Below are 15,113 nucleotides of genomic sequence, written 5' to 3' on the forward strand. Positions count from 1 at the left end.
GGGTATGCGGGGTCGTCAGGCTGGACACCCGTTGACTGTAGCGCAGGTTCGGCGGCAGGGAAACCCTGCGGCCCTAGCCCATGCGTCGCGCAAGTTCCTGCGACTCCTGCACCTGCTGCTGGGCCAGACCGGCCTCCACAGACGCGGACCGGCTGGCCGTGACGGCATCGACCTGGGCCGTGCTGACGCTGAGGGGCTGGGCCATGCCCTGGGCCACCTCCACATGGGCATGGCGCCGGTGCGGGGCATTGAGGTCGGCGGTATCGACGGCGAAGGCCCGGGCGCGGTCGTCGCTGAGGACCACATGGGAAATGGTCTCGAGCCCTTCGCGCTTGGCCTGGGCCGCCAGCGCGCCGGCCAGCTGGTCGCTTTGCAGGTCGGGCACGCGGTTGTGGGCCCGGTCCAGGGCGTGGACGCCGGACTGGGCGCCGAGGAACAGCGGATTGGCCACATGGGAGGGGTGATCGATGCCGATCGCCTGCGCGCTGGGTCCCGTGGTCCGGCCACCTGCGGCAGGCACGATGCCCGGCTGTTGCTCGATCAGCTTGCGCGCGGCGGCCTCCTGCGTGATCAGCGCGGAATCCAGGCTGGGGATTACGGTCGGGTCCATGCCGTGGCGGGCGGTCGCCTCGCCGAAGGCTGCCCCGATGCCACGAATCACGCGGGCGGACTGGTCCAGGTTGTGCAGCTTCACCGCGACCATTGGCAGGTTTCCGCTGGGCAGATGCGTGGCGGCGGCCGCCTCAAGGCCAGCTTTTGCCCCGCCAACGGTGGCCAGGGCAACCGGTGCGGTCGCGGTAATGCCCCTCATGTGGGATGCCACCAGATCGTAGCCACGTTCCACATGGGCACCGGCCGTGGCAAAGCCGTTCTGCAGCTTGCCCGCCACCCACTGCCCATCATGGTTGATGGCGGCGGCCACGCGCTCGCCCGTCGCGCGAGCGCCCACAGCTTCGGCATGGGCCTGCTTTGTCGCGTGCTGCGCACGTTGCTCGCCGAGATCACGAACGGCGTCGCCCTGCCGGGACAGTCTGTCGGCCACGTTGTCCATGCCCACGCTGCCCGCTACCCACGACAGCGCGGACAGCCCACGGGCGCCGGCCTGCGACTGCACGCGATGCACCGTGGCTTCGATGCTGCCGGTCAGTTCACGCCCGGAAGCAATCACCGTGCTTGCCGCGCGCGTCCCCACCTGCAGGCTGGCCGAGCCCATGTTCACCACCTGGCCGATGGCCATGCCTTCGGTCTTCAGCACGCGCTCGACGCCATCGCCGGTTCTGTCCAGCACATGGGCAGTGACAGCGCCTGCCTTTTCCACCTGCTCGCCGATCAAGCGACCGTTGCGCATGCCATGTGCCGTGGCGTGCAGCACGGTGGACAGCGGGCCCGCCAGTTCGGCCACCTGGCTGGGCGCGGCCACCTGCGGGCGATCAATCAGCGCGCCCTGCGCATCGCGCGTCTTTGGCTCCAGCAGCAGCTCAAGACGCCCTGCCGCAAGTGGAATATCGCGCAGCGCCTGCTGACCCGGCTGGGTCGCCAGCTGTTCGATGAACTGTGCAGCGGCGGTCTGCGCGCCCGGCGGCAGACTCTCGCGCAGCTGCTCACCGACAACCTTCTGCATGACCGGGTCCTTCAGCACCATGCCCAGCTCGTTGGCGAGCACACCATAGCCGCGGCGCTGATGCTCGCTCAGGCGGTGCATGCCGTTCTGCACATCATTCAGCACCTCACCCGTGGTCTGGTAGGTGTGCACGGTCTGCCCGGTGTCGAACGTCGGCAGGCCGTTGTCCTTGGCGTAACGCGATGCGGTTGCCGGATGCAGGCCAGCGGCGTTGAAGGTCGTGGCGCGCGCGCCGGTGACGGCGGAAGCGGCGGAGGCCATGCCGCCGCCGAGAGAGTGGCCGGCTATTTCGAAGCCGCCCGGGATCTGCTGATTCATGACAGATGCAAGGCGCATGGCGCGATCATAGTAATCGCTGCGCATGCCGATACCCTGCTGACCGTTGTTGAGGAAGTCCTCGCTCCCGGACTGGCGGCGGCCATCAGGTGAAGACGGATCAACAATTTCACCGGTGGAGCCTTTGTAGACGATTACCGGCTTGGCGTCCTCGCCCAGAACATGCTTGTCGGGAAGATATATTTCTGCCCGGAACCCCGAACGCGTGGGCTCCAACAGCTCTTTGAGGTCAGCGTCGGAGATATCAAACCCAGCCTTGCGAAGTGCAGCTGGATCGCTGCTTGCGCGCGTCCATCCTGCTGGCGGGGTCCCTTCATGCTTCGCAGACTGGTACACATCGGCCGCCAGCCCCGACATTTCGCGAGCGTGGTACGTTTCTTTTAGACGATCTGCCTCACCTTCATTTCCACTATCGCGCAACTGCTGGACGAGCAAGTTCTGCTCACGGACTACGCGGCCGCGCACCTCATTGTCCTGATCGCTCATGGCAAACTCCATTGCACTTTGAAATGCCGCTTGTTCTGCGGTAACTATGGATTACCAGAACCCTTTGCTACTGTCACGCCAGGAACGGACCAAAAGGGAAAAATGAACGTCACTCTTCACAATTTGACGACAAGATTCCTCGCAGGCGCGGCATGGATCACACTTTTTCTTGCAACGGGGTGCTCTGCGACCACGGCAACTTCTGCCCATGACGCTGAGGGTTACTTTGAAGGCAAGGCTTTACAGCTGGCGATTGCCGCCGAAGGCGGCGACTCCGATGCCATACGTCACCTTGTCAAAGACGAGGGCGTCGACCCGGACAAGACGTTTTCATCGCGCGACGGAATTCCCCTGATCGCATGGCCGCTGCGAGCCCGCAGCATCGAGGGACTGAAAGCCTTGCTCGATGCCGGTGCAGACCCCAACGCCCGCGAGTCGAAGGAGATGAACGGGGAGTTGATCAACTTCGACAACGCGATGGTCTACGCGGCAAAGATGGACGACCCGCGTTATCTGGATCTTCTACTGAAACACGGTGGCGATCCCAATACGCGGAACATCAACAATGAGACGTTGCTGCTGCAGGCGTTTCTCAGCGGAAATCAGTGGAAGAACGTGCAAGTTCTGGTCGAGAACGGGGCCGACATAAACGAATCCAACTTGAAGAGCCTTGGGAGCGACACCGTCCTGAGCTGGTACACAGGAAGAGGTGGGTTCGACTATGCCTACTGGCTGCTGGAGCACGGTGCAGATCCCACCATCTCCCAGCCTGTACAGGAAGGATCGGGCAAGACTGCCCGTCAGCTGATGGTCGAAGACATCTACTGGGAAATCACCACGCCCGACAACCTGCCGTGGCAGAAGAAGTGCCAGCAATGGTTGGCTGACCGCAACATCCCACGCCCGCCGATGCCCGAGCACATCCGCAGGAAGCGGGAGGCCTTCAATTTCCCGAGCAGGGAGGAAGACATCCCACTTCTGTAAGGACAGATGAAATGGACTCTCGCTTTCGTAATCCCATCTTCGGTTCCGCCGTATTGGCGGCAGCGTTGACTCTGCTTTCAGCATGCACGTCGCAGTCGATGCATGGCGCTGAGGGTTACTTTGAAGGCAAGGCTTTACAGCTGGCGATTGCCGCCGAAGGCGGCGACTCCGATGCCATACGTCACCTTGTCAAAGACGAGGGCGTCGACCCGGACAAGACGTTTTCATCGCGCGACGGAATTCCCCTGATCGCATGGCCGCTGCGAGCCCGCAGCATCGAGGGACTGAAAGCCTTGCTCGATGCCGGTGCAGACCCCAATGCCCGCGAGTCCAAGCAGATGAACGGGCAGTTGATCAACTTCGACAACGCGATGGTCTACGCGACGAAGATGGACGACGCGCGCTATCTGGATCTTCTGCTTAAGCATGGCGGAAATCCCGATACGCGCAACGTCAACAATGAGACGCTTCTCTACCAGGCGTTCATCAGCGGAAATCAATGGAAGAATGTCCAGACGCTGGTGAAAAACGGCGCAGATGTAAATGAATCCAATCGCCGCAGCTTGGGTGACGACACCGTCCTGAGCTGGTACACAGGAAGAGGTGGATTCGACTATGCCTACTGGCTGCTGGAGCACGGAGCAGATCCCACCATCTCCCAACCTGTCCAGGAAGGATCGGGCAAGACTGCGCGTCAGCTGATGGTCGAAGACATCTACTGGGAAATCACCACGCCCGACAACCTGCCGTGGCAGAAGAAGTGCCAGCAATGGTTGGCTGACCGCAACATCCCACGCCCGCCGATGCCCGAGCACATCCGCAGAAAGCGGGAGGCCTTCAAGTTCCCCAGCCGGGAAGAAGACATCCCGCTGCTGTAGCCCGTAGCTCAAGCCCCGGAAAGCAGCTCGCAGCCAGCCGGCAGGTGCATGCGCACCCGGCCCGGCACGCAGTCGATACGGAAACGGCGGGCCTGCACCGGCTCGCCGTCCAGGTTCAAGGTCAGCGCCTGCGGGGCCTCGATCTGCAACCACGGCAACTGTGCGCGCGTTGCCACGCGCTCCAGCGCGGCTTCCTTGCCACCGGTCAGCATCTGGCCAATCGTGGCGGCCACCTCGCCTTCCAGTTCGGGCACCACGGTCACGTCCAGCAGGCCGTCATCGATCAATGCCTGCGGGCACAGCTGCTGGCCGCCACCGGCCTGGCGGCCATTGCCGATGCCCAGGGCGATGAAGCCGCCTTCCCATGCGAAATCCGGGCCGGACAGGCGCGCGGTGATCGGCTCGATGCGGCCCAGTTTGGCGATGCCGGTGATGACGTAGGCAAGCCCACCCAGCATTTTCTTCAGGCCCGCATCGGTTTCCACCGTCACCTGCGTGCCGAAGCCGCCGCTGGCCAGGTTGGCACACCACCAGGTGCGCCCGTCGGCGTCCACGCGCAGCAGATCCACAGCGCGCGCGGCGGCCTGCCCGATCAGTGCAAAGGCCTGCTGGGGTTCGGTGGGAATGCCGGCGGAAGTGGCGAAATCATTGGCCGTGCCCATCGGCACCAGCGCCAGCGAGGGCAGCGCCTCGGCCGGTTCATCGCGGTGGGCCAGGGTTTCGGCCACGGCGCTGAGCGTGCCATCGCCGCCGGCGGCCACGATCACGTCCACGCCGTGGTCGATGGCCTCGGCCACGTAACGCTCGGCGTCGCCCTCTTCCCAGGTCACCCGCACTTCCAGCTGTACGCCCTGCTGCCGCCAATGGCCGACGGCACTGCGCAGGTCGTCGTCGCCTGCGGATTTGCCGTTGAGGATCAGGCGCCAGCGCGGGGTGCTCATGCAGTGCTTCCGGGAGGGGGGTGGCACAGGCTATCAACGCCGCGTTTGCCTGCGGTGAATGTCATTCAGGTGTCATGGATGGCCCGGAGAATGGAAGGCCATAGCAGGGATGATGGATGGAGGCAGGATCAGCCTCCCACGCATGCAGCGAAGCCGCGCCGGGGGTTGGCGCGGCTTTTTTTTTCAGGCTCGAGCAGTGCGAACCAAGGTTCGCACCTACCGGGTGGCGGTTCGCACCCACCACACCCGGGTTGAGGCGCCGGCCCGGTAGAGCCACGCCATGCGTGGCTGCCCTACGCATCAACCGTTGGCGAAATCGTGCAGGGCCTGGCCCTGCAGCCGGTACACGGTCCACTCGTCCTGCGGCTTTGCGCCGGCGGCGGTGTAGAACGCGATGGCCGGGGTGTTCCAGTCCAGCACCGACCATTCGAAACGACCGCAACCTTCGGCCACGGCCTGGCGCGCGATGTACTTCAGCAGTGCCTTGCCAGCGCCGCCGCCGCGCTTTTCCGGGCTGATGTACAGGTCTTCCAGGTAGATGCCCTTGCGGCCCAGCCAGGTGGAATAGTTGTAGAAGTACACCGCGTAGCCGATGGCTTCGCCGTCGGCTTCACAGATCAGCGCGCGGGCGCTGGCATCGGCGCCGAACAGGCTCTCGGCAATGCCGATCTCATCGGTCTGCACCGCGTGCTCGGCCTTCTCGTAGATGGCCAGTTCGCGGATGAAGCGCAGGATCAGGCCGGCGTCGGCCACGGTGGCCGCGCGGATGTTCAACACGGCCGCCGTGCCCATGGCTCAGCCCCGCGCCGCAGCGACATTCGCGCGCATCTGCGCGATCACGTCCTGGTAGCTGGTCTTGGCGTTGAAGATGGCCGAACCGGCAACGAAGGTGTCGGCGCCGGCGGCGGCGATGGCACCGATGTTGTCGGCCTTCACGCCACCGTCGATCTCCAGGCGGATGTCCTTGCCGCTGGCATCGATCTTCTGGCGCACCACGCGCAGCTTGTCCAGCGCCGAGGGAATGAAGGCCTGGCCGCCGAAGCCCGGGTTGACCGACATCAGCAGCACCAGGTCAAGGTCATCCAGCACCCAATCCAGGATGTCCACCGGGGTAGCCGGGTTCAGCACGATGCCCGGCTTGCAGCCCAGCGAGCGGATCAGCTGGATGGTGCGGTGCACGTGGCGGCTCGCTTCCGGGTGGAAGCTGATGTAGGTGGCACCGGCCTCGGCGAAATCGGGAATGATGCGGTCCACCGGCTCGACCATCAGGTGCACGTCGATCGGCGCGGTGACGCCGTGCTTGCGCAGCGCCTGGCAGACCATCGGGCCGATGGTCAGGTTCGGCACGTAGTGGTTGTCCATCACATCGAAATGGACCCAGTCCGCACCGGCGGCCAGGACGTTGTCCACTTCCTCGCCCAGGCGGGCGAAATCGGCGGACAGGATGGACGGGGCGATGAGGCAGTTGGACATGGCCGGGGCCTTGGGCACGAGGGGAAAGGGGTTCAGCGCTTGCGCAGGGTCTTGATGCGGTCGTAGGCGGCATTGATGCGCCGCGACTTCTGTTCGGCCTGCTGCTGCAGCTCGGGGGCGGCGCCACCCAGCTTGTCGGGGTGGTACTGGGAAATCAGCTTGCGGTAGGCGCGCTCGATCTCGGCGTCGGTGGCCTCGGAGGTCAGCCCCAGCTCCCGGTACGGGTTTTCCTTGTTCAGGCGGAACCAGTCGCTGTCGAAGGCGTGGCCCAGCAGCAGGCCCACCACCGCCCCGAACAGCGGATTGGGCCGGAACAGCAGGGCCCCGGCGATGAATCCGAGCAGTTTTCCGTACCAGCGCATGGCGTTCCGGGGGTGACCGACGAAATGGACGATCATTTTACGTCACAGCGGGCCCGGACCGCTTTACACTAGGCCGCCCGCTGGTCAGCGGGCCCGCCGGGTCCGTTGGGCAGCCGTATCGACAAAGCCCCAGGAGTGCCCGTGCCGACCACGCTGTTGCAATCCGATCTCCCCGGCCTGCCCTTGCGCCATCGCGGCAAGGTGCGTGATGTGTTCGATATTCCGCGCGAGCGGCTGCCGGCAGGGACCCCGCCGGGCGATTACCTGCTGATGGTGGCCACCGATCGCCTGTCGGCGTTCGACGTGGTGCTGCCCGACCCGATTCCGGGCAAGGGCGAGATGCTCTGCCAGGTGTCCAATTTCTGGTTCGCCAAGACCGCGCACCTGATGCCCAACCACCTGACCGGCATCGATGTGGCCAGCGTGCTGCCCGAGGGCGTGGACCCGACCCTGTATGCCAAGCGTGCGGTGGTGACCCGCAAGCTGAAGCCGGTGCCGGTGGAAGCGATCGCCCGCGGCTACCTGATCGGCAGCGGCTGGAAGGACTACCAGCGCACCGGCAAGGTGAGCGGCATCGACCTGCCCGACGGCCTGCGCCAGGCCGAGCAGCTGCCCGAACCGATCTTCACCCCTTCGACCAAGGCCGCCGTGGGCGACCATGACGAGAACATCGATTTCGATGCGATGGTCAAGCAGGTGGGTGCGGACCTGGCCGAGCGCGTGCGCGATGCCACCCTGCGCATCTACAAGTTCGCCGCCGATTACGCCCGCGAACGCGGCATCATCCTGGCCGATACCAAGTTCGAGTTCGGTACCGATGCCGATGGCCGTCTGTACATCATGGACGAGATGCTGACCCCGGATTCCTCGCGTTACTGGCCGGCCGACGAGTACGAAGTGGGCACCAGCCCGCCGAGCTACGACAAGCAGTTCGTGCGCGATTACCTGGAGACGCTGGACTGGGGCAAGACCGCCCCGGGCCCGACCATCCCGGCCGAGATCATCGAGCGCACCCGCGCCAAGTACGCCGAGGCGCTGCAGCGCCTGGCCGGCATCAGCGTCGACTGATGCCCCTGCGCCCCCGGCCCGCGCGGCTGGGGGCGTTCCGGTAGAGTCGACCGTTGGTCGACTGCTCTCCGTTCAAACCGCGGAAATCGCCGCGCTGCGCGCGAGAGTCGACCAACGGTCGACTCTACCCGGTCGGTCCGACCCCGTCGTTTCCACACAGTCGGTCCCACCCGGTCGCCCCCACCATTCCACGCCCCCCATCACCGCGCGGCGCTGCGGGAGTATGCTGGCCGCATGCAGACCACCACCCAGCTTGCACGCCCCGTCGATCGCTACTTCGCCAGCTATTCCGACGACTACCAGAACCCGATCAACCAGGCCATCCATGTGGTCGCCGTACCGGCCATCCTGTGGTCGGTGGTGGCCCTGCTGTGGTGCGTGCCGCCGCTGATCACCTGGTTCCAGTACGGCATCTGGGCGGCGTTTGCGATGTTCAGCGCCTGGTGCTTCTACAACAAGCTGTCGCGCCCCCTGGGCATCGGCATGCTCATCCAGTTCTTCGTGTTCGGCTGCCTGTGCCGCCTGCTGGAAGCCGAAATCGGCCTGCATGCGCTGCGCTGGCTGGCGCTGGGCGTGTTCGTGGTGGCCTGGATCGCCCAGTTCATCGGCCACAAGTTCGAGGGCCGCAAGCCCAGCTTCCTGACCGATCTGACCTACCTGCTGATCGGCCCGGCCTGGGTGATGGCCAAGCTGTACCGCAAGCTGGACTGGCGCTACTGATCGCCGGGCGGCTTTCCTGAACGGGGCCGCGCGCTCACTGTGGCTGTACGCCGTGCCTGCCACGCTGCCGGCCAGGCCGTGGCTGATCCCATCCGTTGCCGACCCACGTGAACCCGCAGCCCCTGCGGTGCAGGGCCTGCGCCCTTCCGTGCGCGGGCGTAGGGGCCGATTCGGCAAAGCCGCCACACGTACCCGGCAAGGCCGCAAACGCCCCATATTGCGCTGCAAAAAACATGAATACCGCACGTTACATGCTGTTTGTCGCCGTTACATGGGTTTCGGCGACATTTGACTGACTGTTAGACTCACTGACCTGCTCGTGAATCATGGATTCCCTGCATGCTCCCCAGCCTGCCCCTGCTGCTGGCCCTGCCGTTCCTGATGGCAGCGGCCGTTGCCGCCTTCCCCCGTAGTTCGCGCACCACTGCTGCCTGGCTGGCGGCGCTGGCGCCGTTGGGCGGGCTGGCCATTCTTGGCTGGCTGACCCCAGCGGTGATGGATGGCCAGGTGGTGCGCAGCGTGGTGCCCTGGCTGCCGCAGATCGGGCTGGACTTCGCCCTGCGCCTGGATGGGCTGGCCTGGATGTTCGCCGGCATGGTGCTGGGCATCGGCGCGCTGGTGGTGCTGTATGCGCGCTACTACCTGAGCAGCCAGGACAACGCCCACCGCTTCTACTGCTACCTGCTGCTGTTCATGGGCGCCATGCTGGGCATGGTGATCTCCGGCAACCTGCTGTTGCTGATGATCTTCTGGGAAATGACCAGCATCAGCTCGTTCCTGCTGATCGGCTTCTGGTCACACCGGCAGGACGCCCGCGAGGGCGCGCGCATGGCGCTGGTGATCACCGGTGGCGGTGGCCTGGCCCTGCTTGGTGGCGTGCTGCTGATCGGCCGCATCGTCGGCAGCTTCGACCTGGACGCGGTGCTGGCCGCCGGCGAGCAGATCCGCGCCAGTGCGCTGTACCCGTATGCGCTGTTCCTGGTGCTGGCCGGCATCTTCACCAAGAGCGCGCAGTTCCCGTTCCATTTCTGGCTGCCGCACGCGATGGCCGCCCCCACCCCGGTGTCGGCCTACCTGCATTCGGCCACCATGGTGAAGGCCGGCGTGTTCCTGCTGGCGCGCCTGCACCCGGCGCTGGCCGGCAGCGATCTGTTCTTCTATACGGTCAGTGGCATTGGTGCGCTCACCCTGCTGATCGGCGCCTGGAACGCGATCTTCCAGCACGATCTGAAGGGCCTGCTGGCCTATTCGACCATTTCCCACCTGGGCCTGATCACCCTGCTGTTCGGCCTGTCCACGCCGATGGCGGTGGTGGCCGGCGTGTTCCATATCCTCAACCACGCCACGTTCAAGGCGTCGTTGTTCATGGCCGCCGGCATCATCGACCACGAGACCGGCACCCGCGACATGCGCCGCCTGGGCGGCCTGCGCAGGTTGATGCCGTTCACCAGTGCGCTGGCCATCATCGCCTCGCTGGCGATGGCCGGCATTCCGCTGCTCAATGGCTTCCTGTCCAAGGAAATGCTGTTCGCCGAGGCGCTCACCGCTGGCGGCCCGGGCACCATGCGCATGGCGGTGTCGATCGCCGCGCTGCTGGCCGGCGTGTTCGGCGTGGCCTACAGCCTGCGCTTCGTGCACGACACCTTCTTCGGCGACGGCCCGCACGACCTGGACCACGTGCCGCATGAGCCGCCGCGCTGGATGAAGGTGCCGGTGGAGATCCTGGTGGTGATCTGCGTGGCGGTGGGCATTGCCCCGGCGCTGACCATCGCCCCGGTGCTGCACGCCGGTGCGGCGGCCATCCTGGGCCCGGCCATGCCCGACTACAGCCTGTCGGTCTGGCATGGGTTCAACCTGCCGCTGGCAATGAGCGCGGTGGGCGTGGTGGGCGGCGTGGCGCTGTATTTCGGGCTGCGCAGGCTGATCAACCTGCACGGCGTGCAGAACACCGCCACCGGCCGCAACGTCTTCCATGCGCAGCTGGATGCGCTTTCCGCGCTGGCCATGCGCCTGACCAACGGCATTGCCAACGGCAGCCTGCAGCGCATGCTGCTGGGCTTGGTGCTGGTGGCGGTGGTGGTGGGCGCGGCGCCGTTCGTGGCCAACCCGGGCTCGCCCAGTTGGACCAAGCCGCAGCCCATTCCGCTGCTGGGCTGGGCGCTGTGGCTGGTGATGATGGGCTGCGCGGTGGCGACCCTGCGCATCTACAAGCAGCGCCTGCTGGCGGTGCTGCTGGTGGGCGGTGTAGGCCTGATGGTCGCCCTGACCTTCGTGTTCCTGTCCGCACCGGACCTGGCCCTGACCCAGCTGCTGGTGGAGATGGTGACCCTGGTGCTGATGCTGCTGGGCATGAACTACCTGCCTGCACAGTCCGGTCCCGAGCGGCCGCGCTGGCGCAAGCGCCGCGATGCGGTGATCGCCATCATCGCCGGTGCCGGCCTGGGTGCGCTGGCCTACACCGCCATGACCCTGCCGCCGAACACCATGGCCGGCGAAATGCTGGCGCGCTCGCTGCCCGAGGCCTACGGCCAGAATGTGGTGAACGTGATCCTGGTGGACTTCCGCGGTTTCGATACCTTCGGCGAGATCACCGTGTTCGGCATCGCCGCGCTGGTGGTGCACGCCCTGCTGCGGCGTACCCGCATGGCGCCGGAACAGATCATGCCCGGCCCGCCGATCAAGCTGCCGGTGCCGGCCGACCTGGCCCAGATCATGTTCCCGCTCACCCTGACGGTGTCGATCTTCCTGTTCCTGCGCGGCCACAACGCGCCCGGCGGCGGCTTCATTGCCGGCCTGGTGCTGGCGGTGCCGCTGCTGATCCAGTACGTGATCCAGGGCTCGGCGTCGGTGGAATCGCGCTTCGGCTTCGACTACATCCGCTGCATCGGTGCCGGCCTGCTGATCGCCCTGCTCAGCGGCTGCGCCTCCATGTTGTTCGGCGTGCCGTTCCTGACCAGCGGGCATATCGACCTGCACCTGCCGCTGATTGGCGAGGTGCCGCTGGCCAGCGCGATCGGTTTCGATATCGGCGTGTACCTGGTGGTGTTCGGCGGCGCCATGCTGATGCTGTCGATGATGGGCACGATCAAACCCTCGCGCACCCGCACTGCGCGCAAGGGCGAGATCGATCTGCAACGCCGTTCGGCCCTGACCGGGGAGATGCACTGATGGAACTGGCCTTGGCCACCGCGATCGGCGTACTGACCGCCATCGGTATCTACCTGCTGCTGCGCGCGCGCAGCTTCGATGTGATCCTGGGCATGACCTTCCTGTCCTACGCCACCAACCTGCTGATCTTCGCCGGTGGTCGCGTGGTGCAGGGCAAGGCGCCGGTGCTGCAGGAAGGCATGGACAGCCACCTGGGCAACTACACCGACCCGCTGCCACAGGCGCTGGTGCTGACGGCCATCGTGATCGCCTTTGCGATGACCGCGGTCAGCATCGTGCTGGCCATGCGCAGCCGCAGCGACAACCACAGTGACCATGTGGACGCCCACGAACCCGATGACGACGCACCGCCGCGCCGGGGCGAGGACCAGGCATGAACCATCTGGTGATCCTGCCGATCCTGGTTCCGCTGCTGGGCGCTGCGCTTTCGTTGTTCGTCGAACACCGCCGCTACGGCCCGAAGGTGCAGCGCGCGGTCGCGTGGACCGCACTGGGCGCGCTGGCGCTGGTGGTGGGCCTGCTGTTTGCCGCCACCGCCGGCGGTGATATCCAGGTCTATCTGCTGGGCGACTGGCCGGCGCGGCTGGGCATCGCGCTGGTGGCCGACCGACTGTCGGCGTGGATGCTGCTGACCACCCTGCTGCTGGCCATTCCCTGCCTGCTGCATGCGTGCTCGGGCTGGGACCGGCGCGCACCGCACTTCCATGCGCTGTTCCAGTTCCAGCTGGTGGGCCTGAACGGTGCGTTCCTGTCCGGCGACATCTTCAATCTGTTCGTGTTCTTCGAGGTGATGCTGATCGCCTCCTACGGTCTGCTGCTGAGTGGCGGCCGCGGCCTGCGCATGCGCATCGGCCTGCACTACGTGGTGTTCAACGTCACCGCTTCCACCCTGTTCCTGATTGCCCTGGGCCTGCTGTACGCCTCGCTGGGCTCGCTGAACATGGCCGAGCTGTCGCAGCGCATCGCGCAGGTGCCGCCGGCGCAGCTGACCCTGGTGAAGGCCACCATGGGCCTGTTGCTGCTGGTGTTCTGCGCCAAGGCCGCGCTGATGCCGCTGTACCTGTGGCTGCCCGAGGCTTATTCGCGCGCGCCGGCAGCGGTGGCCGCACTGTTTGCGATCATGACCAAGGTCGGCCTGTACGCGGTGCTGCGCATCCAGATGCTGTGGTTCGGTGAGGATGCCGGAGCGATGGCCGGCTACGGCCGCGAGTGGCTGCTGTGGGCCGGCGTGGCCACCCTGGTGCTGGGTGGCCTGGGCGCATTGGCCGCCACCCGCCTGCGCGTGCTGATCTCCTACCTGGTGATCGTCTCGGCGGCCACGCTGTTCATTGCCTTTGCGGTGGGCACGCCGCGGGTGCTGTCCGCCGGCCTGTACTACCTGCCGCACAGCAGCTTCGTGGCCGCAGCACTGTTCCTGGTGGCCGATCTGATCCGGCGCCGCCGCGGCGGTGCCAGCGATCGCAAGGAAGTGGTGGCGCCGATGCCGGGCAAGGAAACGCCGGCGGTGCTGTTCCTGATCGGCGCGGTGTCGGTGGCCGGCCTGCCGCCGCTGTCCGGCTTCCTGGCCAAGGCCGCACTGCTGGCCGGCATGCCGGCGCAGTACACCGGCGTGGTGTGGACGGCGGTGCTGGTCAGCAGCCTGCTGGTGATCATGGGCCTGACCCGCGGTGGCATCCGCCTGTTCTGGCGCGTGCCGGCACCGGACCCGGCGCTGCCTCCGCCGCGCAAGGCGCCGCTGCGCCGCGTCGAGCTGTATGCCGCCTGCCTGCTGCTGGCCTATGGCATCGCCATGACCCTGGGCGCTGCCCCGCTGATGCGCCACACCGATGCCATCGCTGCGCAGCTGCTGCAGCCGGGCGAGTACGTGCAGCAACTGCGTGCGACCACGCCGGAGATCCGCCAGCCATGAACGCACAGCGCTCGTTGTTCCGCCGCATCATCCCTTCGCCCGCCCTGAGCATCATGGTGGTGGCGTTCTGGGTGCTGATGTCCGACAGCTTCACCCTGGGCCAGATCGTGCTGGGCCTGGTGCTGGGCGTGGTGGTACCACTGTTCGCCGCGCGCCTGGACCGCGAATTCGCCCGCATCGGCACGCTGCGGCCGGTGCCCAAGCTGCTGTTCGTCACCCTGTGGGACATCCTGGTGTCCAACATCCGGGTGGCGATCCAGGTGCTGGGGCCGGAGAAGAACATCCACCCCGGTTTCATCTGGTTGCCGCTGGATATCGCCAACATCCACGGCATCGCCGCGCTGACCAGCATGATCACCCTGACCCCCGGCACGGTGTCGGCTGCGTTGAGCGACGACCGCCGTTTCCTGCTGGTGCACGTGCTGCACCTGGACGACCCGCAGGAGCTGATCGACACGATCAAGCGCCGTTACGAAGCCCCGTTGATGGAGATCTTCCCATGACTGGATTCCAGATCATCCAGACCACCCTGGTGGTGTGCATGCACGTGGTCGGCCTGGCCATGCTGCTGGCTACCTGGCGCCTGCTGCGCGGGCCCACCGTGCCCGACCGCATCCTGGCGCTGGACACCCTGTCGGTGACCGCCATCGCCGAACTGATGCTGTTCGGCATGTACCTGAACTCGGCCATCTACTTCGAAGCGGCGCTGGTGATCGCCATGCTGGGCTTCGGCAGCACGGTGGTGCTGAGCAAGTTCGTGCTGCGGCGGGACATCGTCGAATGATCACCTTCATCCAGATTGCGCTGTCGGTGCTGCTGCTGTTCGGCTGCTTCTTCATCCTGGTGGGCGCGCTGGGGCTGGTGAAGCTGTCCACCTTCTTCAAGCGCCTGCATGCGCCGACCAAGGCCAGCACGCTGGGCGTGGGCTGCGTGCTGGTGTGTTCGGTGTGCTACCACATCTTCCTGGGCCAGGACCCGCAGCCGCGCGAGCTGCTGATTACCGTGTTCCTGTTCATCACCGCGCCGATCAGCGCGCACCTGATGGCCAAGGCCGCGCTGTCGCTGCTGATGGAAACCCGGCCCAGCCTGCCGGGCAACGAACGCGCCGCCGAAGAGCAGTTGCCGCCGCCGGAACCGGAGCGGGAAGAGGAAACCACCGCGCGTTGA

The 15,113-nt window shown here is 66.0% G+C and carries 15 protein-coding genes; 10 read left to right on the top strand and 5 right to left on the bottom strand.

Annotated elements, in window-relative coordinates; translation table 11 throughout:
- Positions 1-73: 73 nt before the first annotated feature.
- Positions 74-2,443 carry an XVIPCD domain-containing protein gene (locus C1930_RS18445; RefSeq protein ID WP_234412696.1) on the bottom strand — a complete coding sequence of 790 codons (2,370 nt, stop codon included), beginning with the start codon at positions 2,441-2,443 and terminating at the stop codon, positions 74-76.
- Positions 2,444-2,545: 102 nt separating this feature from the next.
- Between C1930_RS18445 and C1930_RS18450 the strand changes: the two genes are divergently transcribed.
- Complete coding sequence (locus tag C1930_RS18450) at positions 2,546-3,427, top strand: ankyrin repeat domain-containing protein (protein WP_234412697.1); 882 nt, start codon at positions 2,546-2,548, stop codon at positions 3,425-3,427.
- Between the two features lie 11 nt (positions 3,428-3,438).
- Complete coding sequence (locus C1930_RS18455) at positions 3,439-4,305, top strand: ankyrin repeat domain-containing protein (RefSeq protein ID WP_108772362.1); 867 nt, start codon at positions 3,439-3,441, stop codon at positions 4,303-4,305.
- 8 nt (positions 4,306-4,313) lie between these two features.
- Here C1930_RS18455 and yegS read toward each other — a convergent pair whose 3' ends face one another.
- The 4 genes from yegS to C1930_RS18475 all read right to left on the bottom strand — a co-directional run bounded on the left by yegS (position 4,314) and on the right by C1930_RS18475 (position 7,081).
- Entirely contained in the window at positions 4,314-5,246 is a 933-nt protein-coding gene (yegS, locus tag C1930_RS18460; protein WP_108772363.1) for a lipid kinase YegS, read from the bottom strand.
- 300 nt (positions 5,247-5,546) lie between these two features.
- A complete protein-coding gene (locus C1930_RS18465; RefSeq protein ID WP_108757379.1) occupies positions 5,547-6,038 on the bottom strand; it encodes a GNAT family N-acetyltransferase in 492 nt (163 codons plus the stop codon).
- Between the two features lie 3 nt (positions 6,039-6,041).
- Entirely contained in the window at positions 6,042-6,719 is a 678-nt protein-coding gene (gene rpe / locus C1930_RS18470; RefSeq protein ID WP_108751097.1) for a ribulose-phosphate 3-epimerase, read from the bottom strand.
- 32 nt (positions 6,720-6,751) lie between these two features.
- Complete coding sequence (locus C1930_RS18475) at positions 6,752-7,081, bottom strand: DnaJ domain-containing protein (protein ID WP_107232903.1); 330 nt, start codon at positions 7,079-7,081, stop codon at positions 6,752-6,754.
- 141 nt (positions 7,082-7,222) lie between these two features.
- Here C1930_RS18475 and C1930_RS18480 point away from each other — a divergent pair, with 141 nt between their 5' ends.
- The 8 genes from C1930_RS18480 to C1930_RS18515 all read left to right on the top strand — a co-directional run bounded on the left by C1930_RS18480 (position 7,223) and on the right by C1930_RS18515 (position 15,113).
- Complete coding sequence (locus C1930_RS18480; protein WP_199912378.1) at positions 7,223-8,149, top strand: phosphoribosylaminoimidazolesuccinocarboxamide synthase; 927 nt, start codon at positions 7,223-7,225, stop codon at positions 8,147-8,149.
- 234 nt (positions 8,150-8,383) lie between these two features.
- Positions 8,384-8,869 (top strand): Mpo1-like protein, encoded by a 486-nt coding sequence (locus C1930_RS18485; protein ID WP_108772365.1) that lies wholly within the window; start codon positions 8,384-8,386, stop codon positions 8,867-8,869.
- Between the two features lie 339 nt (positions 8,870-9,208).
- Positions 9,209-12,037 (top strand): monovalent cation/H+ antiporter subunit A, encoded by a 2,829-nt coding sequence (locus C1930_RS18490; protein WP_108757381.1) that lies wholly within the window; start codon positions 9,209-9,211, stop codon positions 12,035-12,037.
- Entirely contained in the window at positions 12,037-12,414 is a 378-nt protein-coding gene (locus C1930_RS18495; protein ID WP_108754400.1) for a Na+/H+ antiporter subunit C, read from the top strand. Before C1930_RS18490 ends, C1930_RS18495 begins: the two co-directional genes overlap by 1 nt.
- On the top strand, positions 12,411-13,946 hold the full coding sequence (locus C1930_RS18500) for a monovalent cation/H+ antiporter subunit D (RefSeq protein WP_108772366.1): 1,536 nt from the start codon (positions 12,411-12,413) through the stop codon (positions 13,944-13,946). Before C1930_RS18495 ends, C1930_RS18500 begins: the two co-directional genes overlap by 4 nt.
- Positions 13,943-14,449 (top strand): Na+/H+ antiporter subunit E, encoded by a 507-nt coding sequence (locus C1930_RS18505; protein ID WP_108751103.1) that lies wholly within the window; start codon positions 13,943-13,945, stop codon positions 14,447-14,449. Before C1930_RS18500 ends, C1930_RS18505 begins: the two co-directional genes overlap by 4 nt.
- Complete coding sequence (locus C1930_RS18510; protein WP_006399171.1) at positions 14,446-14,730, top strand: K+/H+ antiporter subunit F; 285 nt, start codon at positions 14,446-14,448, stop codon at positions 14,728-14,730. Before C1930_RS18505 ends, C1930_RS18510 begins: the two co-directional genes overlap by 4 nt.
- Positions 14,727-15,113, top strand: a complete 387-nt coding sequence (locus tag C1930_RS18515) for a Na+/H+ antiporter subunit G (protein ID WP_108751104.1) — start codon at positions 14,727-14,729, stop codon at positions 15,111-15,113. The genes C1930_RS18510 and C1930_RS18515 overlap by 4 nt, the downstream gene beginning before the upstream one ends.

It is taken from the genome of Stenotrophomonas sp. SAU14A_NAIMI4_8 (assembly GCF_003086695.1).
GTDB lineage: Bacteria > Pseudomonadota > Gammaproteobacteria > Xanthomonadales > Xanthomonadaceae > Stenotrophomonas.